Below are 23744 nucleotides of genomic sequence, written 5' to 3'. Positions count from 1 at the left end.
GGACATAAGGGGCCGGCCGCGGCATCCGAGCGGCCGGCGGCTCAAAAATTCCTGACACGCCACATCCCGCGGGGAGGAATGCGGATTGTTTGAACGCGCGATGTCATTGTTGGAATTTGATAAAATCAAGCAGCAGCTTGCCGACCACGCGGCGACGTCCCTCGGCCGGGAGCAGGCTCTCCGGCTCGAACCGAAAAAGACGCTCCGCGAAGTCCAAGCTCAAATCGACGAAACGGATGAAGGCGCTGCCGTTTTGCGCGTCCGCGGCCACCTGCCCTTCGGCGGCATTTCGGACATCCGGGCGCCGCTGCAGCGGGCGAGGATCGGCGGGACGCTCTCGGCAAAGGAGCTCGTCGCCATTGCCGGCTTTATCAGGGGCAGCCGGATCCTGAAAGCTTTTCTTCTCGACACCGCCGAAGAACGCGGCCTCCACATCCCGCATTTGACAGCCGCCGCGCGGGCGCTTGAACCGAAAGCGGAACTTGAAAAAGCCATTGCAGCGGCGATCGACGACCAAGGGATCGTGCTCGACGAGGCCAGCGAAGCGCTCAGATCCATCCGCGCCCAAATCCGCAGCTTGGATGCGCGGATTAAAGACAAGTTGGAGAGCATCATCCGCTCAAGCAGCACGCAAAAAATGCTGAGCGAAGCGCTCGTCACGATTCGCGGCGACCGCTATGTCGTCCCGGTCAAGCAGGAATACCGCCATGCCTTTAACGGCATCGTCCACGATCAATCCGCTTCCGGTGCGACGCTGTTTATCGAACCGCAGGCCGTCGTGGAACTGAGCAACCAGCTCGCCCAAGCGCGCGCCAATGAAAAACACGAAATCGAACGGATATTGGCGGAGCTGTCCGGCCGTGTCGGAGAGGTCGCCGCTGAGATCGCCCAGGACGTCGAGCGGCTCGCCCGCATAGACTTCATTTTTGCCAAGGCGAAATACGCCCGTACGCTGAAAGCCGCAAAACCCGCGTTGCGGGACGACGGCTTTTTCAATCTGAAGAAAGCGCGCCATCCTTTGATACCGGCGGAAAAAGTCGTGCCGATCGACATCGGGCTCGGCAATGAGACGCGAGCCATCATCATTACCGGGCCGAATACCGGTGGCAAAACCGTCACGCTCAAAACGGTCGGGCTGCTGACCCTCATGGCCCAATCCGGGCTGCATATTCCGGCCGATGAAGGGTCCGTCATCAACGTGTATGAGCGCGTCTTTGCCGACATCGGCGACGAGCAATCGATCGAACAAAGCTTGAGCACGTTTTCCTCACACATGACCAACATCGTTTCGATCTTGAAGAACATCAACGCGCGCAGCCTAGCGCTGTTCGATGAACTCGGCGCCGGCACGGACCCGCAGGAAGGGGCGGCCTTGTCCATCGCCATTTTGGACGATTGCATCCGCCGCGGCGCCCATGTGATCGCCACGACCCATTATAGCGAGCTGAAAGCGTACGCATACGAACGACCGGAAGTGGAAAACGCCAGCGTCGAGTTCGACGTGGCCACCCTCGCGCCGACCTACCGGTTGCTGATGGGCATTCCCGGTCGGAGCAACGCGTTTGAAATCTCCCAACGCCTTGGGCTTCCGGAAGCCATCATCCGTGAAGCGAAAGCGCTGATCGGCAGAGATTCGGCAAAGATCGATCAGATGATCGCTTCCCTTGAGAAAAGCCGGAAGGAAGCGGAAAGGCATGAGCGCGAAGCGGCCGCCTACCGCGAGGAGATGGAGCGGTTAAAACAAGCGCTTGCCCGGGAAAAAGAACGGTTCGAACGGGAAAAGGAAAAACGGCTGCAAGAGGCCGTGCGCGCAACCCGGCTGAAATTGGAAAAAGCTGAACGCGAGGCGCAGGCGATCATCGCCGAATTGCGGAGCCGTAAGGAAGAAGCGGCCGAATCGGTCAAGGAACACGAATTGATTGACGCCAAAGCGAGAATGGAACAGGCGATGCAGGCGCTCGCGGGCGAAACCGCGAAGAAACCTAAGCCGTATAAAAAAGAAGCGGTCGCGGAATTTGCGCCGGGGCAGGAAGTCAAAGTCGTCCGCTTCGGGCAAAACGGCCATGTCATCGAGAAGATCAACGATCGGGAGTATCTCGTCCAAATCGGCATCATGAAAATGAATATCGACGCCGCCGACTTAAAACCGGTGAGAAGCGAACGGGATGAGAAACCGGTCGTCAGCGTCCGTTCGGCTTCCACGGCGCCGACCAAGACGGAACTCGATCTCAGGGGCGAACGATTGGAAGACGCGATGATCCGGGTCGAAAAATTCATTGACGAGGCGTTGTTGGCCGGTTATTCCCGGGTATCCATCATCCACGGCAAAGGCACCGGTGCGCTTCGCAAAGGCGTCCATGAAAAACTGAAACACCATCCGCACGTAAAAAGCATCCGGCTCGGCGCTTTCGGAGAAGGGGACAGCGGCGTCACGATCGTCGAATTAAAGTAAGCCTTCGGGGAAGGCGAAACGAAAGCCGCCGGACTCCGGAGCGGCGCGGCCGCAGCCGGCGGTGCCGCGCCGTTGGCAAATGGATGCGGGGACGCCGGTTTAACAAGCGGATGGCGAAGGCCGGCCGCCCTGCCGTCGGTGCGGGCTGCGGCCCGGCTTCCTTCGCCGCCGGCATGTATGCCCAATTCCGCCCGTCCGACCGCTATTTTTTTACGGTTATGGGGTGACGCGCGTTGGCAGTTTTCGGAGAAAACAACTATGTCCAAACCGTCGCTATTTACAGCGTCGTTGTATTGTCGACCGTCGTTTTTCTTGCGGTGTTTGAGCTGCTCACGAAATACCGAAACTGGCAAGAAATTAAGAACGGCAACTTGGCCGTTGCGCTCGCGACCGGGGGGAAGATTTTGGGCATCGCCAATATCTTTCGTTTTGCGACCGAAAGCGGCGAACCGATCTTTGCCACCATTGTACAGGGCGTTTTCGGCTTCATTTTGCTGCTCGTCGGCTACTTCATTTTTGAATTTCTGACGCCGACGTTTAAAGTGGACGAGGAAATCGAAAAGGGGAACGCCGCCGTCGGTTTTATTTCCATGGCGATTTCCATCGGTTTGTCCTATGTCATCGGCGTGAGTTTAAATGTTTAAAACAACGGGCCCATGGCGTCGGGTCCGTCTGGCCTTGCGGGGAGTGATGGAACGTGGAAACCCTGGCAAAAATATTGTTGGTTTGCTGCGCGATTTTCGCGGTGGCCGGCGTCATCTATTTGATCGCCCAGTAATCACAGCGGAGCAATTTTCCGAACTGAAAAAAAAGACTACCTATTTGTAAAGGTTTACATTATAATAGGAATTGCAAATGCGTGAGGCGGAACGGTGCGGGGCACAAGGAGGATTCGCCATGGAAACGGGAGCGAAAAGATGGCTTTCGCTTTACCCCGAAGAAATAGCGCCCGTCAACGAGTATCCGAACCGCCCGTTATACGACTACTTGTTGGAAGCCGCGGAAAAATTCCCGAATAAGATCGCCATTCATTTTTTGGGTAAAGAGTTGACCTATGACCAACTCCTGGATGAAACGATCCGCCTGGCCGGACAGCTCGCGCGCCTCGGATTGAAAAAAGGGGATCGGGTGGCGATTATGTTGCCGAACAGCCCGCAGTCCGTCATCTCCTACTATGCGGTTTTGATGGCGGGCGGCATCGCGGTGCAGACCAATCCCCTGTACACCGAGCGGGAACTCGAGCACCAGTTGCGGGATTCCGGGGCGAAAATGATCGTTTGTCTCGACCAGCTTTATCCGCGCGTCAGCCGCGTGAAGGCGAACACGGAGCTGGAAACGATCATCGTGACGGGCGTGCAGGATTATTTGCCGTTTCCGAAGAACCTTTTGTTCCCCATCGTTTCCAAAACAAAGATACCGAAAAAGAGAGAATTCAAAGGACTTGATCGCGTCTATCTTTTCACCGACCTCATCCGCACGGGAACGACGGACTTCGCTCCGGTTCCGGTCGATCCGGAGGAAGATTTGGCCTTGTTGCAATATACCGGCGGGACGACCGGGGTGGCCAAAGGGGTGATGCTCACCCACCGCAATCTCATCGCCAACACGGAGCAAGCGAGAAAATGGATGTACCGCAACCGCTATGGGCAGGAAGCGATTCTCGGGGTTTTGCCGTTCTTCCACGTGTACGGGATGACGGTCGTCATGAATCTCGGCATTATGCACGTCGCGAAATTGATCATCCTGCCGCGTTTCAATGTCGAAGAAACGCTGAAAACGATCGAAAAGCAGCGCCCCACACTATTCCCGGGCGCGCCGACGATGTACATCGCCTTGATCAATCATCCGGACATCCATAAGTACGATCTGTCGTCCATCGAAACGTGCATCAGCGGATCGGCGCCGCTTCCGGTTGAGGTTCAACAGACTTTCGAGCGTTTGACCGGAGGAAAGCTCGTGGAAGGGTACGGGTTGTCGGAGTCGTCCCCCGTCACCCATTGCAACTTGATCTGGGGCGAGCGCGTGCCCGGCAGCATCGGCATTCCTTTCCCCGACACCGACGCGAAAATCGTGTCGCCGGAAACCGGCGAGGAGCTCCCGGTGAACGAAATCGGCGAACTGGCCGTCAAGGGCCCGCAGGTGATGAAGGGGTATTGGCGGCGGCCGGAAGAGACGGCCTCGGTATTAAAAGACGGTTGGCTGTTGACCGGCGACATGGCGTACATGGATGAACGCGGTTATTTTTACATTGTAGACCGAAAAAAAGACGTCATTATTGCAAGCGGTTACAATGTTTATCCGCGCGAAGTCGAGGAAGTGCTGTTCGAACATCCCGATGTCTTGGAAGCGGCGGTCATCGGCGTGCCGGACGCCTATCGCGGCGAGACTGTCAAGGCGTACGTCGTTCCGAAACCCGGCCGGACGCTCGACGAAAAAGCGCTGGACGCCCACTGCCGAAAATATTTGGCGGCTTATAAGGTGCCGAAGCTTTACGAGTTCAGAGACGAGCTTCCGAAGACGATCGTCGGAAAAGTGTTGAAGCGCGTTCTCATCGAAGAGGAGATGAAAAAACAATCCTCTTGATGAGAGCCGCTTCTCGGCTCTTTTTCAGGGGACGGTTTGGCGCCGATGGAGAGATCGGCTTGCCGTTCTTTTTGGATCGCCAATCCCCGGTGCGGGCGGGCTGTTTCAACGGGTTTCTTCTGCGTTTTTGCTACCGCAGTTTCGCGGAGCCCCTGTTGACCAAAAAGGAGGGCGAATTTTATAATAAAGTTATGAATGAATGATCATTCACTATTTTGAGAGAAAAAGGAGATCGACGACTGAACATGCTGATGAAAGAGCGCCCGAAGTATCGAAGAATCATCGACGCCGCCGTCGACGTGATCGCCGAACACGGCTTTCACCGGGCCCAGGTGTCGAAGATCGCAAAGAAAGCGGGCGTCGCCGATGGCACCATTTATCTTTATTTTAAAAATAAAGAAGACATCCTCATCTCCCTTTTCAGGGAAAAAATGGGGCAATTCATCGAGAAGATTCAGGATGAAATCCGTGACAAACCGACGATTTTTGAAAAATTGGAAACGATGGTCAACGTCCATTTCAGCCAGCTCGCCCTCGACAAAAACATGGCGATTGTCACGCAGCTTGAACTGCGGCAGACGAACAAAAATCTTCGCCTTAAGATCAATGAAAGCTTAAAAGGCTACTTGGCCGTCATCGATCAAATCGTCGAACAGGGCAAACGGGACGGCGTCTTCCGCGCTTCGATCGATACGCGATTGGCGCGGCAGATGATCTTTGGCACACTGGACGAGACGGTGACGAACTGGGTGATGAACGATCACAAATATGACCTCGTCGCCCTCGCCAAGCCGGTCACGGAATTGTTGATCAATGGGCTTTCGGCTCATGCGTAGCGAACGAGCCGGCAAGCCGCTGCCCGGTGGGTGAGGTTCGCCCGCCGCGCCGTTGTTTTGCCGATCTGGATCACTCCTCTTAAGTGTGGAGGATTGCGACAAACGCGTTCAATGAGGAGTGGCGGGACAATACCCGCATCATTCCTTATTTGATAAAATTTGTAAGCGTTTTTATCGGGAGGTGGTGGCGTTGTCCGCCGTGCAATTATCGATCAAAGATCGAATCGCGATTTTGACGTTGAATCGTCCGCCGGCGAACGCCTTGTCGTCCGAAGTCCTCGAGGCGTTGTCCGCTCGCTTGGATGAAGTGGAAGGCGACGAGCGCGTCAAAGCCGTCGTCATCCATGGGGACGGCCGGTTTTTCTCGGCGGGAGCCGACATTAAGGAATTCGCCGAATCCGGCGATTCGGCCGATTTTTCCGCTCTGGCGAAAAAGGGGCAGGCGCTCTTCAACCGCATCGAATCCATGAAAAAGCCGGTCATCGCCGCGATTCACGGAGCGGCCCTTGGCGGCGGATTGGAATTGGCAATGGCTTGCCACATCCGCATTGTTGAAGAAGGGGCAAAGCTCGGATTGCCCGAATTGCAATTGGGATTGATTCCCGGATTTGCCGGCACCCAGAGATTGCCGAGAATCGTCGGCGTGGCGCGGGCGGCCGAGATGATGTTGACGAGCGAGCCGATTTCGGCGCAGGAGGCTTATCAATTCGGCCTGGCCAACCGCGTGGCCGCCGAAGGCCGCGCTTTAGAAGAAGCGTTGAATTTGGCGGCAAAGATCGTCGAAAAAAGCGCCGTTTCCGTTCGTGCGCTGTTCGAGTGTTTGGCCTACGCCCGCAGCAGCGCTTACGAAGCGGGAATGGCCAAAGAAGCGGAAAATTTCGGCAAGGTTTTTCGCTCCCGGGATGCCGAGGAAGGCATTCGCGCCTTCATCGAAAAGCGCAAGCCGAACTTTTTGGATCATTAGGTTTTCCGCCGGCGGCGGAGCCGGCAGCCGATGGGATGCTTAGGGACGAGGGTTTAACAATTTAAAAGGAGGGCGCAATATGAACATTTATGTCTTGATGAAGCGGACGTTTGATACCGAAGAAAAAATCGTGATCGAAAACGGCTGCATCTCGGATGACGGCGTCAATTTCATCATCAATCCTTACGACGAATTCGCCATTGAAGAAGCGATCCGGCTGCGCGATGCCCACGGCGGCGAAGTGACGGTCGTTACCGTCGGCGCCGAAGACGCGGAGAAAGAATTGCGGACCGCGCTGGCGATGGGCTGCGACCGCGCAGTGTTGATCAACAATGAAGACGTTGAGGACGGGGACCAATGGTCAACGGCGGAAATTTTGGCCGCTTACTTTAAAGACAAAGAGTTCGACGTCATTTTGGGCGGCAATGTGTCCAACGACAACGGCACGGGTCAGATCGGCCCGCGCCTCGCCGAAAAGCTCGGCATTCCCCACGTGTCCACGATCGTGAAGATCGAGATCGACGGCGACAAGGCGACGCTTGAGCGCGACGCCGAAGGCGACATCGAAATCATCGAAGCGTCCTTGCCCCTGTTGGTCACGGCGCAACAAGGGTTGAACGAGCCGCGCTACCCGTCCTTGCCGGGAATTATGAAGGCGAAGAAAAAACCCCTTGAAGTGCTTGAACTCGACGATCTGGATCTCGATGAGGACGACGTCAGCGGTCGGACCGAGACGGTCGAAGTCTTCCTGCCGCCGGAAAAAGGCGCCGGCCGTATTTTGGAAGGCGATCCCGACACCCAGGCGCGCGAACTCGTCCGCTTGTTGAGAAACGAAGCGAAAGTGATCTGAGGAGGAGAATGAAACATGGCAAGGAAAACCTTGGTGTTGGCAGAAACGCGGGACGGACAATTGCGGCACGTGTCTTTTGAGGCGATCGCCGCCGGCCGTCAAATCGCCGACGGGGGAGAAGTCGTCGCGGTGCTTTGCGGCGACGATGTCGCGGGCTTCGCGGACGCTCTCGGTCACTACGGTGCCGATCGCGTCGTGGTCGTCGAAAACGAAGCGTTGAAATATTACACGCCCGACGGATACAAACAGGCCTGGCAACGCGTCATTGAAACGGAAGCACCGGAAGCCATCGTCATGGGGCACACCGCCGTCGGCAAAGACCTTTCGGCGGGCCTCGCCGCCCGGCTGGACAGCGCGCTCGTCTCCGACGTGACGGCCATCGAGACGGGGAACGGCGATCCCTTGTTCATCCGCCCGATTTATTCGGGCAAAGCGTTCGAGAAAAAACGCGTAAAAGAGGGCTTGATTTTCATCACGATCCGTCCAAACAACATACCGGCGTTGGAAAAAGATGAAACGAGGCCGACAACCGTCGACCGGCTCGACGTGCCGATCAGCGGATTGCGCACGGTCGTCAAACAGGTCGTGAAAAAATCGACCGGCGGCGTCGACTTGACCGAGGCCAAAGTCATCGTCTCCGGCGGCCGCGGGGTGAAGAGCGCCGACGGCTTCAAACCGCTGAAGGAACTGGCCGATGTGCTCGGCGGCGCGGTCGGTGCGTCGCGCGGCGCCTGCGATGCCGGCTACTGCGATTATTCGTTGCAAATCGGCCAGACCGGTAAAGTCGTCACCCCAGACCTCTACATCGCTTGCGGCATTTCAGGAGCGATTCAGCATCTCGCCGGCATGTCCAATTCCAAGGTCATCGTCGCGATCAACAAGGATCCCGATGCCAATATTTTCAATGTGGCCGATTACGGCATCGTCGGCGATTTGTTTGAAATCGTCCCGCTGTTGACGAAATATTTTAAGGAAGTGTTGCAGGAAGCGTAAACGTTCTCCTTACAAGGGATGAGAAAGGGCGCCTCCGCGGTTTGCAGGCTGCGGCGCGCCTTATGGGGAACCAGAGTATTGGGCTCGCGGAAAAAGACTGTCAAAGCTGCGCGGGAAAGTCCTTGCATTTTGCGGGACGCCCCGCGTTTTTTCGCCTTCTTCCGCTTGTTGACCCGCACGAAGCACGGGGTGTACGGCCAAGCTTTATTCTTTGGCACGATATGGTTTGAGGTGTTATACTGCAAGGGAAGCTAACCTGCTTCGTAAAACACCAGCAAGGAGGCAGAGCCATGGCGATTGAACAAGTGACGGACAAAGATTTCAGCGAAAAAACGTCGACTGGTTTGGTGCTGGTCGATTTTTGGGCGCCTTGGTGCGGCCCGTGCCGTATGGTTGCGCCGGTTCTTGAAGAAATCGACGCGGAGATGGGCGATAAGGTCAAAATCGTCAAGCTGAACGTGGACGAAAATCAAGCGACCGCCGGGAAATACGGCGTCATGAGCATCCCGACGCTCATCCTCTTCAAAGACGGCGAACCCGTCGGCACCTCGATCGGCTACAAGCCGAAGGAAGCCTTGGTCGAATTTTTGAATGAACATCTCTAAAAATGACCTGGAGCCGCATGGCTTCAGGTTTATTTCTTTTACATAAAGGAACCCCGGCCGAGCGCGGGGTCCCGCCGCATTCCGCGAATCCCCGATGCCCTCGTTCATCGGCGGAAAGTCGATCGCTTCCGTTTTCCCCGCCTGAAGTCGGAAGGATACAACAGACACTCCGGCTTGTGTTACACTATATAGCGACGAACAGATCAGTTGAAAAAATATCTTTCTCCGGAAAGAGGAAGATTAACATGGAATCATTGATTAAAGAAAAATTGGCGACGCTGCCGGATCAGCCGGGCTGTTACCTCATGAAAAACGATCGGGGACAAATCATATACGTCGGCAAAGCGAAGAACTTAAAAAACCGCGTCCGCTCCTACTTTTCCGGCAGTCATGATGCGAAAACGCAAAGGTTGGTCAACGACATCGCCGATTTTGAATATATCGTGACATCATCGGAAATCGAAGCGCTCATATTGGAGATGAATTTGATCAAAGAGCATGACCCGAAATACAACGTCATGCTGAAGGATGACAAAAGTTATCCGTACATCAAATTGACGAATGAGCGCCATCCGCGCCTCATCATCACGCGCAAGGTGAAGAAAAACTCCGGGCGTTATTTCGGTCCGTATCCGAACGTCACCGCCGCGCAGGAAACGAAAAAACTGCTCGACCGGCTCTATCCGTTGCGGAAATGCCGGACGCTTCCGGATCGGGTCTGCCTTTATTATCACATCGGGCAATGCCTTGCCCCTTGCATCCATGACATCTCGGCAGAAACGTACAAAGAAATGGTCGACGGCATCGTCAAGTTTTTGAACGGGGGCCATAAAGAGATCAAAAAGGATTTGGAACGCCAGATGATGGAAGCGGCCGAAGCGCTCAACTTTGAACGGGCCAAAGAATTGCGCGATCAAATCCGCCATATTGAGACGGTCATGGAAAAGCAAAAAGTGATGTTCAACGACGCGGTGGACCGGGATGTGTTCAATTATGCTTACGACAAGGGCTGGATGTGCGTTCAAGTGTTCTTTTTGCGCCAGGGCAAGCTCATTGAGCGCGACGTTTCGTTCTTTCCTTTTTACCGGGAGCCGGAAGAAGATTTTCTCACCTTTATCGGGCAGTTTTACATGCAGCCGAACCATTTAAAACCGAAAGAAATCTTGATCCCGAAACAGATCGACAAGGATTTGGCGGCGAAGCTGCTCGATATTGAGGTCGTCCAACCGGTGCGCGGCCGCAAAAAAGAGCTCATCGACATGGCCGGCAAAAACGCCCGCTTGGCGCTGAAGGAAAAGTTCGCTTTGATCGAACGCGACGAGGCGCGCACCATCAAGGCAGTGGAAAACCTCGGGAAAAAGCTGAACATTCCGACGCCGCGCGTCATTGAAGCCTTTGACAACTCCAACATCCAGGGCGTCCACCCGGTCTCGGCGCTCGTCGTCTTTGAGGACGGCCGCCCGAACAAAAAGGCTTATCGAAAATATCGCATCAAAACCGTCGAAGGCGCCGATGACGTGGCGACGATGCGCGAGGTCGTCCGCCGGCGCTACAGCCGGCTGTTAAAAGAAGATCAGCCCCTCCCGGATCTCATTTTGATCGACGGAGGTAAAGGGCAGCTGCGCGCTGCCGTCGACGTTTTGGAAAACGAGCTGGGGTTGACCATTCCGGTGGCCGGGCTCGTCAAAGACGACAAACACCGGACATCGCAGCTCGTCATCGGCGATCCGCCCGAGGCCGTTCCGCTCGCCCGCAACAGCCAGGAGTTTTATTTGCTGCAGCGGATTCAGGATGAAGTCCACCGGTTTGCGGTCACATTCCATCGGCAAATCCGGGACAAGGCCCTGTCCAAATCCGTCCTGGACGACATCGAGGGCATCGGTCCGAAGCGCAAGAAGATGCTGCTGCGCGCGTTCGGATCGGTGAAAAAGGTGGCGGAAGCGCCGGTCGAGGCCTTGGTCGCCGCCGGCTTGCCGCGGACGGTCGCCGAAAACGTGCATGAACGGCTCAATGGCGGCGAACCGGGGGAAGCGTAAACGATTGAGCGGAATCCCTTTGTGCCGCCGTTTCTGCCCGTCCGGCCGGCCGCTTTTCCGGTTGCGGGGCTTGTCAGCGCGTGCGGCTTTTGCTATAATACCACGTAATTTCATAACCTTGTGATAGAGGCGCGAAGACCATCAGTAAACGCCGCGAGAAGGACGGGATTCAACGACCGGCGTTGAAAGGGGGATTCGCCGAAGTTTGCGCGCCGCCCGTTCGGCCGCAAGCTGGATCCGTTCCTGAACAAGGCCGGGTCTGTCACACGTCGTTTGCCCTCTTGTCGGCCTGACGGAATGGCCGCCGGGGACGGGCGTGTGGAGAGCTATCCATCATCGAAGCGAAAGGGAAACGGCGATGTGGCATAGCTCGCCGTTTTTTCTTTTTCGCCCGTGAACCGGATCGGACGGATCGGCACCGGGCGCGGCCGTTCGCATGGCCGATGGAGGCTTTCCCGAAAAAAAAAAAAAGAGACGGAGTGGAGGACATTGGGCATTCGAGTGATGAAATTCGGGGGGACATCGGTCGGCTCCCTCGAGCGGATGAAACGCGTCGCCCGCCGCATTGCCGACCGCTTTGACGCGGGAGATCAAGTTGTTGTCGTCGTCTCGGCGATGGGAAAGACGACCGACGAACTCGTGAGGCTCGCCGAGCAAACGGCGAAGCGCCCGAACAAGCGGGAACTTGATCTGTTGCTTTCCACCGGCGAACAACAGGCGATCGCCCTGTTGACCATGACGTTGAACGACCTCGGCTATGCCGCGGTATCGCTCACGGGATGGCAGGCGGGGATTCGAACCGACAGCGTCTTCGGCAACGCCCGCATTCAATCGATTCATACGGAGCGCCTTCATGAACATCTTCGTCGCGGCGAAATCGTTGTGGTCGCCGGATTCCAAGGCATCAGTGATCGCGATGACATCACGACGCTGGGGCGGGGCGGCTCGGATACGACGGCCGTTGCGCTGGCGGCGGCATTGAACGCCGAACTCTGTGAAATTTATACAGACGTCGACGGCGTGTTTACGACCGATCCCCGCGTCGTCCCGGCGGCGCGCAAAATCGATGAAATCAGCTATGACGAAATGTTGGAAATGGCCTATCTCGGGGCGGGCGTGCTGCATCCGCGCGCCGTGGAAAACGCCAAGAAATACGGCGTTCCGCTCGTCGTCCGCTCGAGCTTCAACGATTCACCGGGAACCGTCATCAAGGAGGAAACCGTTTTGGAAAAGAACAACAGTGTCACGGGTTTGGCTTTTGAGCGGGATGTGGCCCGCATCAGCGTCATCGGTCTGCCCAATCGGTTGTCGAAGCTGACCGAAGTGTTTGAAGTGCTGGCGCAAGCCCGCATTAACGTGGATATTATTGTTCAAAATGTTTTAAGCGAAGCGGAGACGACCGTGTCGTTCACTTTGGCCGGCAAGGATCTCGATGAGGCCGCTGCCGTGCTCCGTTCGCAGCAGAAAAAGTTGGACTTTCGCTTGCTGGATATTGAAACCGGATTGGCGAAAGTGTCGATCATCGGTTCGGGCATGGCTTCCAATCCAGGGGTGGCCGCCGCGATGTTCAAAGCGCTGACGGACCGCAGTATCTTGATCAAAATGGTGAGCACGTCCGAGATCAAGGTGTCGACCGTGATTCCGCTCGACCGGATGGAGGAAGCGCTGACCGCGCTGCATGCGACGTTTAGGCTGGAGGATCCGGCTTACACCGCTCTAAAGCGCTGAGAATGATTCATCTTTAATAAGCGCGCTGCGAAGCAACCTTCTTTGGCCAGCGAAGAAAGCGATAAACATAATAAACGGGGGGTTGTCACCCCCCGAAATTAATAAGCCACGGTTTCGATCGGTTCACGCACGTCCCATTTGACGATGAACTCGATTTTTTTTTGCCGGCCGTGTTTCACTTCCGTATAAGCTTCCGCGCTGTAGCCTTTGATGCGTTGAATTTGTTCCGCGAGAAAACCGGCTTCCAAAGTAAAGACGGCGTCGGGATCGTCATGGAGCCGGGCGGTGATGAGATCGGAGCTCAATTCAAACTTAAGCTTGCCGCGCGATTCATCGACAAGAATCAACGTTCCCCACGCGGCTTTTTCAAAAAATAAAACGACATCCTCAATCGCGTCGAACGGGTAAAGGCGGGCGAGCTTTCTCCCCGACCAATAAAGGATGGCGCCGGCGTCATCGCCCAAAAGTTCGGGCAACAAAACCGATTTCATCAATTCAAAGCCAAAGGCAGGCACTTCCTGCCCGCTGTATATCTCTATTTTGGGCAGTTCTTTCTTCATCGCAGGACCCACTCCCTTTCACAAGTATTATTATATCGATATTCATTCCCTTCCACTACTGAAAGATAAAGGAATGGATGCGCCTTCATTTTCTTGACGGGGTATGGCGATGGGAGTAAAATGGATTTGGTCACAAAATGCACACATTTTTGGCGGCTTGAACGGTGCGGATCGACAATTTTCGAATTGAAAAGCCCTTGATGGGCCTATCAGATGAGGCGGCGTCCAAGACGGCCAAGGCTTCCTTTGCCGTCTTTTTTATTCAAGCGCCCGCCCTGCCGATCGTGCGCCGCAACCCATCCAACCGGACTATCACACGTCGTCAAAGGGGGAATTTGTACATGGCCAAGAGGGATTTTGTCAATCGAAGGCTCCATTCGTTTCTGGGCTTGTTTCCGGTCGGCATCTTTCTGATCATTCACTTCACCGTCAACTATTTTGCGACCAGAGGCGCGGAATCGTTTAACCATGCGGCCGACTTTATGGAAAGCTTGCCCTTTTTGCCTTTCTTGGAAATCGTTTTTATTTACTTGCCGCTCCTTTTCCACGCCGTTTACGGAATTTACATCGCTTTTCAAGCAAAGACGAACGTCAACCGCTACGGCTATTTGCGGAACTGGTTGTTTTTCTTGCAGCGTTGGACGGGACTGTTTCTCGTCGTTTTTATCGCGTGGCATGTGTGGCAAACGCGCATTCAAATGCTGAGGGGTCAAGCGCTCAATTATGACATGATGGCCCACATTTTGTCCAATCCCTTCATGCTCGGCTTTTATCTCGTCGGTGTTGTGTGCGCGGTTTTCCATTTTTCAAACGGTCTGTGGTCGTTCCTCGTTCACTGGGGAATCATCGTGTCGCCCCGCGCCCAACGCGTGACGACTTATTTTACCGCGATCGTCTTCATACTGCTCGCGATCGTCGGCATCCGGGCCGTATTGGCGTTTGTTAGTCCTGAATACGCGATGATGTAAGGAGTGTGGCACATATGAGCAAAGAAAAAATCATTGTCGTCGGTGGCGGTTTGGCCGGCTTGATGGCGACGATTAAAGCGGCTGAGGCTGGCGTGCACGTCGACCTTTTTTCCGTCGTGCCGGTTAAGCGTTCTCATTCCGTCTGCGCCCAAGGCGGCATCAACGGCGCCGTCAATACGAAAGGCGAAGGTGACTCTCCTTGGCAACACTTTGATGACACCATTTACGGCGGCGACTTCTTGGCGAACCAGCCCCCGGTCAAAGCGATGTGCGAGGCTGCTCCGAGCATCATCCACTTGATGGATCGCATGGGCGTCATGTTCAACCGCACGCCGGAAGGATTGCTCGATTTCCGTCGTTTCGGCGGGACGAAGCATCATCGCACCGCGTATGCCGGCGCGACGACCGGACAACAATTGCTTTATGCGCTCGATGAACAAGTGCGCCGTTGGGAAGTGAACGGCCTCGTCACGAAATATGAATATTGGGAATTCTTGTCGGCCGTGATCGACGATGAACAAGTCTGCCGCGGCATTGTGGCGCAAAACCTGCATTCGATGGAAATCCGGGCTTTCCCGGCCGATGCGGTCATTCTCGCCACCGGAGGTTGCGGCATCATCTTTGGAAAATCGACGAACTCGATGATCAACACGGGATCGGCGGCTTCCGCCGTTTACCAACAAGGCGTCTATTATGCAAACGGCGAATTCATCCAAATCCATCCGACGGCCATCCCCGGCGACGACAAGCTTCGTCTCATGAGCGAATCGGCGCGCGGCGAAGGCGGACGGATTTGGACATATAAAGACGGCAAACCTTGGTATTTCCTTGAAGAGAAATATCCGGCTTACGGCAACCTCGTCCCGCGCGACATCGCGACTCGGGAAATTTTCCACGTTTGCGTGGATCTGAAGCTGGGCATCAATGGCGAAAACATGGTTTATCTCGATTTGACGCACAAAGATCCGCACGAACTTGACGTCAAACTCGGCGGCATCCTTGAAATTTACGAAAAATTCGTCGGCGAAGATCCGCGGAAAGTCCCGATGCGCATCTTCCCTGCTGTGCATTACTCGATGGGCGGCATTTGGGTCGACTACAACCAAATGACGAACATTAAAGGGTTGTTTGCCTGCGGTGAAGCCGATTATCAATACCACGGGGCCAACCGTCTCGGCGCCAACTCGCTCTTGTCGTCCATTTTCGGCGGCATGGTCGCGGGCCCGAGCGCGGTCGAATACATTCGCGGTCTCGATAAGCATGCGGAAGATTTGTCCTCGCGATTGTTCGAACAATACAAAAACAAGGAACAAGAAAAATTCGATAATATTTTGGCGATGGACGGCACGGAAAACGCCTACGTCCTCCACAAAGAGCTCGGCGAATGGATGACCGATAACGTCACCGTCGTCCGCTACAACGATCGCTTGCTGAAAACAGATGAAAAAATTCAAGAGCTCATGGAGCGCTGGAAAAACATCAACATCAACGACACGTCCAAATGGTCGAACAGCGGCGCATCGTTCACCCGTCAACTGTGGAACATGCTGCAGCTCGCCCGCGTCATTACGCTCGGCGCCTACTACCGCAACGAAAGCCGCGGCGCCCACTACAAACCGGAATTTCCGGAACGCAACGACGAAGAGTGGCTTAAGACGACGAAGGCGAAATTCAATCCTGAAAAGAACGGGCCGGACTTTGAGTATGAAGATGTCGACATTTCGTACATCAAGCCGCGGAAAAGAGATTACTCAAAATAATAGGGGGGAAATCCAATGGCAGAACAAAAAACTGTGCGCTTGATCATTACGAGGCAAGACGGACCGAACGCCACCCCTTATGAAGAAGAATTTGAAATTCCCTATCGCCCGAACATGAACGTCATTTCGGCGTTGATGGAAATCCGTCGCAACCCCGTTAATGCGAAAGGAGAAAAAACGTCGCCCCCGCAATGGGAAATGAACTGTTTGGAAGAAGTTTGCGGCGCGTGTTCGATGGTGATTAACGGAAAACCGCGGCAAGCGTGCACCGCTTTGATCGACAAGCTGGAACAGCCAATCCGCCTTGAACCGATGCGCACCTTCCCGGTCATCCGCGATTTGGCGGTCGACCGCAGCCGCATGTTCGAAGCGCTCAAACGCGTCAAAGCGTGGATTCCGATCGACGGCACCTACGATCTCGGCCCGGGACCGCGCATGCCGGAATCGAAACGGCAATGGGCTTATGAACTCTCGAAGTGCATGACGTGCGGCGTTTGCTTGGAAGCTTGCCCGAACGTCAACAGCAAATCCGATTTCATCGGCCCGGCGCCGCTCTCCCAAGTGCGCCTGTTCAACGCTCATCCGACCGGCGCCATGAACAAAAAAGAACGGCTTGAGGCGATCATGGGCGACGGCGGCATCGAAGGCTGCGGCAACTCGCAAAACTGCGTGCAATCCTGCCCGAAAGGCATTCCGCTCACGACGTCGATCGCCGCGCTCAACCGCGAAGTGGCGTTGCAATCGTTCCGCAACTTCTTCGGCAGCGACTACGATTAATAGGGAAAAGAGGTTTCGCCAAGCGGAACCTCTTTTTTTATGCGCAAAAAAACATGCATGATGGGCTTATTCCATTTATCCCGCATTCGCTTGAAATGCCGCATGGACAGCGGTGTAGCTTGGTAAGCCGCGATGGAGGCGATGCGCAATGGGGGTGAGCAGAATAAAAAATGGGTCCTTGTTTTGGCGATCATAGAAGTCATCGCCCTCCCATACTTTTTAAGCCATTTTGTCCGTTTCATGCCGACATCCGTTGGAGCGGGTTCCTCGTTTGGGTTTTGTTGTTCGGATCCGGTTTATTTTTTGGCGGATACGATCTTTTTCTTAAGGATACCGTTGTCCTTTTGGCGGCGTTCATCATATGGCTCATCTGTTCCTCCTTCATATAACCGGCGTTTTCATTAAAAGCCTCTAATTCTGTTTGGTTGCCCAACATGCGAGGAGCTTGGGCGGCATCTGCAGGATTTCGGCAATGCGCAAGCCCCGTTGTTCGCTCCCGCCGGAAGGTTTTCTCAGTGCCCGCTGCACCGTTGCGGAATCGCTCTGCCTTCGTTCCTTAACTTTTGCGGCGGCGGACGACGGCGGCCCAGCCTTCCTTTTCCGCGGCGGGTTCATTGCGAAAAAGGCGCATCATTTCGGGATTTTCGCTTGTCACCAGTTCGCCTTCGAGCACATATGATGATGTTGACTAAATACCTTCCTCACAGCTCTATTGCTTGAGCAAGGAGGGGGAATTGTTGAAGGATAATTACCATCGTTCCAAGCCATTATTAACAAAAAGGGAACGCGAAGTTTTTGAACTGCTCCTGCAAGATAAAACGACAAGAGAGATAGCCAAAGAATTGTTCATCAGCGAAAAGACGGTCCGAAACCATATTTCCAACACCATGCAGAAACTGGGCGTTAAGGGGCGATCCCAGGCGGTAGTCGAGTTGCTGAGGCTCGGTGAACTCGAGCTATAGAGGTATACCGGCTTTCCAACATGAGAAAGCCGGCTTTATGTTTTTTGGACAAACAGGCGATCCCCATATTTTCCATTCCGCGGGCGTTGTATGGCGCCCGCTTGTTTTGTCGGCGCCGAAAATGGAAGGGGCAGGCGGCTTGCGGGGGAAAGCCAACCGAACCGTCCGCTTGATAAAAAAAGGGCGATTTCCAAGGTGCGGGATTTGGCCTTCGGGATTTCATCCGGCAAGATTCCGTCTGGCCGGCAACAGATTTTCCGCCGCCTCACCCGGAAATGTGGTATGATGTGTACGGATCGAGTCATCCGCTGTTCGCCATGGTATGCGGACATCGGCTCTGCCACGTTTTTCGGGAGGCAACGCCATGAACGAATCAAAGACCGCACTAAAAGAAACCTATGCCGCGATCGAAAAAGAGTTGCGGGTCGTCGCATCGGTGATCAAAGAAACCGGTCGACAATTGCTTAAAGATGTCGGCATCACGCCGCCGCAGTTCGTTGCTCTGCAATGGATCGCCGAAGAAGAGGGGATCACGATCGGCGAATTGTCCGCGCGGGTATACATGCCCTTCAGCACAACGACCGACATGATCGATCGCCTTGAGGAAAAGGGATTGGTCAAAAGGGTAAAGGACGAACGGGATAAACGGCTGGTCCGCATCCATCTGCAAGCGAAAGGTTCGGAGCTGATCCGGGCTGTCATCCGGAAGCGGCAAGATTTTTTGGCGGAAAAGCTTGAAGGCTTGTCCGCGGAGGACCTTCGCGCGTTTCAAGCGGGTCTCGATCATCTTTATCAAGAGATAAAAAAAGATTTGTAGAGTGGGGCGATCGTTTGAATCAACCGATCGGTGTCATCGATTCCGGCGTCGGCGGACTGACGGTTGCGCGCGAAATCATCCGCCAGCTTCCGAAAGAGCGCATTATCTATTTAGGGGATACGGCGCATTGTCCCTACGGCCCGAGGCCGCCGGAAGAGGTGCGGGAATTCACGTGGCGCATGACGCGCCGCTTGTTGGAACATGACATCAAAATGCTTGTCATTGCCTGCAACACCGCGACGGCGATCGCGTTTGACGAGATCAAACGCGCGCTTCCGATCCCGGTCGTTGGCGTCGTCCAACCGGGCGCCCGCACGGCTCTGAAAGTGACGAAAAACCTGCATGTCGGCGTGATCGGGACGAACGGGACAATCAACAGCGGGGCGTACGTCCGGGCGCTCAAGGCGATCAATCCGCATGTTCGCGTTTCCGCGTTGGCTTGCCCGTTGTTGGCTCCGCTCGTTGAGTCGGGCATATGGGAAGGCGACAAGGCAAGGCGTGTCGTCGCCGAATCCTTGGCGCCCCTCAAAGGCCAATCGATCGATACGTTGATCTTGGGCTGTACCCACTATCCGCTGCTCAAACCGGTCATCCAAGAAGTGATGGGAGACGGCATCCAACTCATCGATTCCGGTGAGGAAACGGCGCGGGAAATCAGCGCCATTTTGTCGGACAGAGGCATGTTGTCCCAAGACGAAGCGCCTGAACATCAATTTTTCACAACCGGATCGGAGCAGGTGCTGCGCTTGATTATTGCGCAATGGCTTCATGTCCGCCGACCGCTTGTCAATATGATTACAATCTGATTTTCTTTCGCGAAAAGCGCCCGAAAGCCGTTGCACACGGCCTTTCGGGCGCTTTGTTTTTTTAGGGGTTTCCCAGGCAATATTCGTTCTGCGCGAAATCTTATCCCCTTTGGCTCGGCATCGGTCCCCGAGGTCTAAAATGAGATAGAGCTCGTATACATATTAGTACAAACCAGTTAGGAGGGATAGCCTTGCGCAGGCGAATGCTCGTCCCGTCATTGGCGATCGCGGTGCTTCTCATCTTGCCCTTAGCGGGGTGTGGAATCGGGAAGGATACGGGCTCTAAGGTGACGCCGAAGCCGGATAAAATAGAAATCGAAAAGGATAAAGGGAAAAGCACTTCCGACAAGGCGGCCAAATCCGGCGAAGCGGCCGACACCGTCACGCGAACGTTGTATCTTTTTGACGAGAACGGCCACGTCACGCCCCAATCTTTGAATCTTCCGAACGCCAAGACGCCGGCGGAGGAAGTATTGAAATATTTGGTTAAAGACGGGCCGGCATCCACGAGTTTACCCGACGGTTTTCAAGCGGTTCTGCCCGCCGGGACGACGTTTAAACTGAATCTTCAAGACGACGGCACTTTGGTCGCCGATTTCTCGAAACAATTCTTGAATTATCGCGCCCAGGACGAAGAAAAAATGTTGCAAGCGGTCACCTGGACATTGACCCAATTTGATAACATCAAGCGCGTCAAGTTCAAAGTGGGGGGGAAGGAATTGGCTGAGATGCCGGAGGCGAAAACGCCGATACCGAAGGAAGGCTTGAGCCGGGCGGACGGCATTAACACCGACCTCGGCAACGTGGTCGACATCACCGGCAGCCGCTCGGTCGTCGTTTATTATTTGGCGGAAAATGCTGACGGCGAAGCCTATTACGTGCCCGTGTCCAAACGGGTGAAAAGCGGGGATGACCCGCTCACCGCCGCGGTGGATGCGCTCATTAACACCGATCCGAGCGACCCGACGCTCGCCAGCCCCTTTGATGCCGATGTCGAGCTTGTCAGCCGCCCGGTTGTCAAAAACGGCGTCGCCACGCTCGATTTTAACGAGCAGCTTTATACAGACGCAAAGAAAAAGATCGTCAGCGATGAAGCGGTCAATTGCCTCGCGTTGACCTTGACGGGCCTGACCGACGTTAAAAAGGTCGCGATCGAAGTCAAGGGGAATGCGCGCATGACGTTGGAATCGGGCAAACCTTTAACTGAACCCGTCTCCCGGCCCGTCGTCAATAAGACCGGCATTTAATTGAAGGCACCGGACGCTCGAAGGTTTTGAACGAAACGCGCATTACCCACGCGTCCATGAATATGAACGATCGAACGGAAGAGGCATGCGGGATAGCGTGAATGCGTTCGCGCGAGGCACGGAAACTGCGCTCCCTTCATGAGCTCGCTTCATCCGAATGTTCCGCGCGTTGCGATGAGTGGGACGGGCGACCGGGGAGCCGAACGGCCGTTCTTTCCGATCCCGACCAGCGGGAAGGCGCCTGGGACCGCCATAAATGAGAAGCAATGTCCTCTCCCGCCAATTCGGTCGTTCCCGGTTTTTAGGAATCGCTGTGTAAAGTATGTTATATTATTAAGAGGTGGCGTGCGGCTGCCTCTTTTATATTGAAATCCGCTAGGTGTCGGCACCGCGGTGCGGCAAACGGGACGTCCACATGTCGGGTGTTCCAGGCGTCCGACCGCAAGGCACGTAGAAGCGCCGGCATGCAACGACAACACTTTTGGGAGGATTGGGCATGAGACCCGATGGACGCCAAAACAACGAGTTGAGAGCTGTACATATTGAACCACATTTTACGATACATGCGGAAGGCTCGGTTTTAATGACCATTGGTCAGACGAAGGTGATTTGCAACGCGACGATAGAAGACCGGGTACCGCCTTTTATGAGAGGACAAGGCAAAGGGTGGATCACGGCGGAATACGCCATGTTGCCGCGCGCGACGCCCACCCGCAACATCAGGGAGTCGAGCAAAGGAAAAGTATCGGGAAGAACGATGGAAATCCAGCGTCTCATCGGTCGTGCCCTCCGATCGGTTGTGGATTTGGAAGCCATCGGCGAGCGAACGGTGTGGCTGGATTGCGACGTCATCCAAGCGGACGGCGGCACGCGGACGGCTTCGATCACCGGAGCCTTCGTCGCGATGGTCCTCGCCTTCCAAAAAGCGATGGAAGAAGGCGTGATCGAAACGATGCCCGTGAAATCGTACCTCGCCGCCATCTCCGTCGGTCTGCATCCCGATTACGGAGCGATTTTGGATTTGTGCTATGAAGAGGACTCGACGGCCGACGTCGACATGAACATCGTCATGACCGGTTCGGGGCAATACGTGGAACTGCAAGGCACGGGAGAAGAAGCGACCTTTACCGAGGAGCAATTGCATGAGTTGCTGGCTTTGGCGAAAAAAGGCATCAACGAATTGATCGATTATCAGAAACAAGTGATCGGAACGGTAAAGCTCTCGGGAGAAGAGGGAGAGCCAGAAGAGCGGGGGTGAGCGCGTGAAGAAGGTGATCATCGCGTCAAAGAACGCCGGTAAAGTCGCTGAATTTGAAAAATTGTTCGCGGGGCTGGATGTGACGGTCCGGTCACTCCTCGATTTTCCCGACGCGCCGGATGTGGAAGAAACCGGAGAGACGTTTCAAGAAAATGCCCGTTTGAAGGCGGAGGCGATTGCTTCGGCGTACGGAATGCTCGCCATCGCTGATGATTCCGGCCTCGCCGTCGATGCCCTCGACGGTCGCCCGGGCGTTTTCTCCGCGCGTTACGCCGGCCTTGAAAAAGACGACCGGAAAAACATCGAGAAGTTGCTGAAAGAATTGGAGGGCGTTCCGTTTGAACGGCGAACGGCGCGTTTTTGCTGCGTTCTCGCCGTCAGCGGACCGGGCCGGCCGACCCGCTTCGTGGAAGGCGAATGCCGGGGCTACATTGCGGAAGCGCCGTCCGGCACGGGTGGATTCGGATACGATCCGGTTTTTTACGTCCCGGAAAAAGGGATAACCTTTGCCGAGATGCCCGCGCAAGTAAAAAATCAAATCAGCCATCGCGCCAAAGCGATGGAAAAGCTGTTGGCCGTTTGGCCGGAGATCGCGAGGGATGGCGAGTGAAATTCCTGATTGTCAGCGACAGCCACGGATTGACCGATGAACTGAAGGACGTCGTCCGCCGCCATCGCGATGAAGCGGACGTCTGTTTTCATTGCGGCGATTCCGAACTTGCCGCCGACGCCCCGGAAATGGCCGCGTTCATTGGGGTGAAAGGAAATTGCGATGCCTTCGACGCGGGGTACCCGAACGAACGGATTCACGACTTGGGCGGCGCAAAGCTTTTGATCACTCACGGCCATTTGTACCGAGTCGACGGCGGATTGATGAATCTTTACTATAAAGCCGAAGAATCCGGATGCGGCATCGTTTGCTTCGGGCATACGCACGTCGCCGGTTCGGCCCGGCAAGGGGATGTGGTTTTCATCAATCCGGGCAGCCTGCGGCTGCCGAGGGGAAGGCGCACGCGCTCCTATGCCCTGGCCGAATGGCGGGAGCCCGAGCGCCGACTGACGGTGCGCTTTTACACGGATGCCGGGGATCCGATCCTCGATTTATCCGCCGAGTATCGGCTGTAACCCCCACGGCGCGTTTCGCCTCGTGGGGGACGCCGATTCATCGAACGGTGTCAAGCGTCAGTGAAAATGTCATACTAACGCGTCAGTGAATATGTCACTGATATATTTACTTTGACCTCAGTTCATTCAAGCCGGTTTCAGTTCCTTTGAATTCGTGGGCCTATATTTGCGCCAAGGATGATCAGGTCCTGGCTTGTACGATTTCTTTTCTGAGCTCTCCTTTTTCTTTTCAGGAGTTTTTGCCGCTTTGTTCCGGGTTGCTTCCATCAAGGGGTAGGGCTTACCTTTGTACCAGACAAACAGTCTGCCATCCAGCGTTTTTCGGACTTCCACCGGCGTTTTGGCCGGAATGGTTGGACTGGAATTTGGGACGTCGAGGATGTACGTTTTTCCTCGGTAGGAGATGGTTTCTCCAGG

At 55.1% G+C, this 23744-nt stretch carries 22 protein-coding genes, 1 pseudogene and 1 riboswitch; of the genes and pseudogenes, 20 read left to right on the top strand and 3 right to left on the bottom strand.

Annotation, left to right across the window (positions count from 1 at the left end; translation table 11 throughout):
• Positions 1 to 85: 85 nt before the first annotated feature.
• The 10 genes from CCB157_RS08485 to CCB157_RS08435 all read left to right on the top strand — a co-directional run bounded on the left by CCB157_RS08485 (position 86) and on the right by CCB157_RS08435 (position 13047).
• Positions 86 to 2452: an endonuclease MutS2 gene (locus tag CCB157_RS08485; protein WP_077615481.1), complete on the top strand. Its 2367-nt coding sequence runs from the start codon at positions 86 to 88 to the stop codon at positions 2450 to 2452.
• Between the two features lie 233 nt (positions 2453 to 2685).
• Entirely contained in the window at positions 2686 to 3096 is a 411-nt protein-coding gene (locus CCB157_RS08480) for a DUF350 domain-containing protein (protein ID WP_077615480.1), read from the top strand.
• A 253-nt stretch (positions 3097 to 3349) separates the two neighbouring features.
• Positions 3350 to 5035, top strand: a complete 1686-nt coding sequence (locus CCB157_RS08475) for an AMP-binding protein (protein WP_077615479.1) — start codon at positions 3350 to 3352, stop codon at positions 5033 to 5035.
• A gap of 248 nt (positions 5036 to 5283) precedes the next feature.
• Positions 5284 to 5871 carry a fatty acid metabolism transcriptional regulator FadR gene (gene fadR / locus CCB157_RS08465; RefSeq protein ID WP_077615564.1) on the top strand — a complete coding sequence of 196 codons (588 nt, stop codon included), beginning with the start codon at positions 5284 to 5286 and terminating at the stop codon, positions 5869 to 5871.
• A 190-nt stretch (positions 5872 to 6061) separates the two neighbouring features.
• Positions 6062 to 6835 (top strand): enoyl-CoA hydratase, encoded by a 774-nt coding sequence (locus CCB157_RS08460; RefSeq protein ID WP_077615563.1) that lies wholly within the window; start codon positions 6062 to 6064, stop codon positions 6833 to 6835.
• Between the two features lie 79 nt (positions 6836 to 6914).
• Positions 6915 to 7685: an electron transfer flavoprotein subunit beta/FixA family protein gene (locus CCB157_RS08455; RefSeq protein ID WP_077615477.1), complete on the top strand. Its 771-nt coding sequence runs from the start codon at positions 6915 to 6917 to the stop codon at positions 7683 to 7685.
• A 15-nt stretch (positions 7686 to 7700) separates the two neighbouring features.
• Positions 7701 to 8678: an electron transfer flavoprotein subunit alpha/FixB family protein gene (locus tag CCB157_RS08450; protein ID WP_077615476.1), complete on the top strand. Its 978-nt coding sequence runs from the start codon at positions 7701 to 7703 to the stop codon at positions 8676 to 8678.
• Between the two features lie 290 nt (positions 8679 to 8968).
• Entirely contained in the window at positions 8969 to 9283 is a 315-nt protein-coding gene (gene trxA, locus CCB157_RS08445) for a thioredoxin (protein WP_077615475.1), read from the top strand.
• A gap of 245 nt (positions 9284 to 9528) precedes the next feature.
• Positions 9529 to 11319 (top strand): excinuclease ABC subunit UvrC, encoded by a 1791-nt coding sequence (gene uvrC, locus CCB157_RS08440; protein WP_077615474.1) that lies wholly within the window; start codon positions 9529 to 9531, stop codon positions 11317 to 11319.
• Positions 11320 to 11435: 116 nt separating this feature from the next.
• Positions 11436 to 11656, top strand: a riboswitch (Lysine riboswitch).
• Positions 11657 to 11808: 152 nt separating this feature from the next.
• Positions 11809 to 13047 (top strand): aspartate kinase, encoded by a 1239-nt coding sequence (locus CCB157_RS08435; RefSeq protein WP_077615473.1) that lies wholly within the window; start codon positions 11809 to 11811, stop codon positions 13045 to 13047.
• Positions 13048 to 13145: 98 nt separating this feature from the next.
• Here CCB157_RS08435 and CCB157_RS08430 read toward each other — a convergent pair whose 3' ends face one another.
• Positions 13146 to 13607 (bottom strand): YslB family protein, encoded by a 462-nt coding sequence (locus CCB157_RS08430; RefSeq protein ID WP_077615472.1) that lies wholly within the window; start codon positions 13605 to 13607, stop codon positions 13146 to 13148.
• Between the two features lie 341 nt (positions 13608 to 13948).
• On the opposite strand from CCB157_RS08430, the gene CCB157_RS08425 reads away from it, so the two are divergent.
• The 3 genes from CCB157_RS08425 to sdhB are packed head-to-tail and all read left to right on the top strand — an operon-like array spanning position 13949 to position 17112.
• Positions 13949 to 14575 carry a succinate dehydrogenase cytochrome b558 subunit gene (locus CCB157_RS08425; RefSeq protein ID WP_077615562.1) on the top strand — a complete coding sequence of 209 codons (627 nt, stop codon included), beginning with the start codon at positions 13949 to 13951 and terminating at the stop codon, positions 14573 to 14575.
• A 14-nt stretch (positions 14576 to 14589) separates the two neighbouring features.
• Positions 14590 to 16335 carry a succinate dehydrogenase flavoprotein subunit gene (gene sdhA / locus CCB157_RS08420; RefSeq protein ID WP_077615471.1) on the top strand — a complete coding sequence of 582 codons (1746 nt, stop codon included), beginning with the start codon at positions 14590 to 14592 and terminating at the stop codon, positions 16333 to 16335.
• Between the two features lie 15 nt (positions 16336 to 16350).
• Complete coding sequence (gene sdhB / locus CCB157_RS08415; RefSeq protein ID WP_077615470.1) at positions 16351 to 17112, top strand: succinate dehydrogenase iron-sulfur subunit; 762 nt, start codon at positions 16351 to 16353, stop codon at positions 17110 to 17112.
• Here sdhB and CCB157_RS08410 read toward each other — a convergent pair.
• On the bottom strand, positions 17109 to 17306 hold the full coding sequence (locus tag CCB157_RS08410) for a hypothetical protein (protein ID WP_077615469.1): 198 nt from the start codon (positions 17304 to 17306) through the stop codon (positions 17109 to 17111). The genes sdhB and CCB157_RS08410 overlap by 4 nt on opposite strands.
• A gap of 543 nt (positions 17307 to 17849) precedes the next feature.
• On the opposite strand from CCB157_RS08410, the gene CCB157_RS08405 reads away from it, so the two are divergent.
• From CCB157_RS08405 to CCB157_RS08370, 7 genes are all read left to right on the top strand, one after another.
• The gene (locus CCB157_RS08405) at positions 17850 to 18074 is read left to right on the top strand and encodes a helix-turn-helix domain-containing protein (protein ID WP_077615468.1); all 225 of its coding nucleotides are present in this window, start codon (positions 17850 to 17852) and stop codon (positions 18072 to 18074) included.
• A gap of 364 nt (positions 18075 to 18438) precedes the next feature.
• The gene (locus CCB157_RS08395) at positions 18439 to 18891 is read left to right on the top strand and encodes a MarR family winged helix-turn-helix transcriptional regulator (RefSeq protein WP_077615466.1); all 453 of its coding nucleotides are present in this window, start codon (positions 18439 to 18441) and stop codon (positions 18889 to 18891) included.
• Positions 18892 to 18905: 14 nt separating this feature from the next.
• Positions 18906 to 19697: a glutamate racemase gene (gene racE, locus CCB157_RS08390; RefSeq protein WP_077615465.1), complete on the top strand. Its 792-nt coding sequence runs from the start codon at positions 18906 to 18908 to the stop codon at positions 19695 to 19697.
• 191 nt (positions 19698 to 19888) lie between these two features.
• The gene (locus tag CCB157_RS08385; protein ID WP_077615464.1) at positions 19889 to 20944 is read left to right on the top strand and encodes a GerMN domain-containing protein; all 1056 of its coding nucleotides are present in this window, start codon (positions 19889 to 19891) and stop codon (positions 20942 to 20944) included.
• Between the two features lie 496 nt (positions 20945 to 21440).
• Positions 21441 to 22202, top strand: coding sequence for a ribonuclease PH (gene rph, locus CCB157_RS08380; protein ID WP_077615463.1), 762 nt, complete (start codon positions 21441 to 21443; stop codon positions 22200 to 22202).
• 4 nt (positions 22203 to 22206) lie between these two features.
• Positions 22207 to 22812 (top strand): XTP/dITP diphosphatase, encoded by a 606-nt coding sequence (locus tag CCB157_RS08375; protein ID WP_077615462.1) that lies wholly within the window; start codon positions 22207 to 22209, stop codon positions 22810 to 22812.
• A complete protein-coding gene (locus tag CCB157_RS08370) occupies positions 22809 to 23327 on the top strand; it encodes a metallophosphoesterase family protein (RefSeq protein ID WP_077615461.1) in 519 nt (172 codons plus the stop codon). Before CCB157_RS08375 ends, CCB157_RS08370 begins: the two co-directional genes overlap by 4 nt.
• 126 nt (positions 23328 to 23453) lie before the next feature.
• On the opposite strand, the pseudogene CCB157_RS17615 reads toward CCB157_RS08370, so the two are convergent.
• Positions 23454 to 23744: pseudogene (locus CCB157_RS17615) on the bottom strand (ISNCY family transposase); the annotation flags it as partial.

Origin of the sequence: Caenibacillus caldisaponilyticus, from assembly GCF_002003465.1 — a bacterium.
Lineage (GTDB): Bacteria > Bacillota > Bacilli > Bacillales > Sporolactobacillaceae > Caenibacillus > Caenibacillus caldisaponilyticus.
This window is presented reverse-complemented; position numbering and strand designations above follow the sequence as displayed.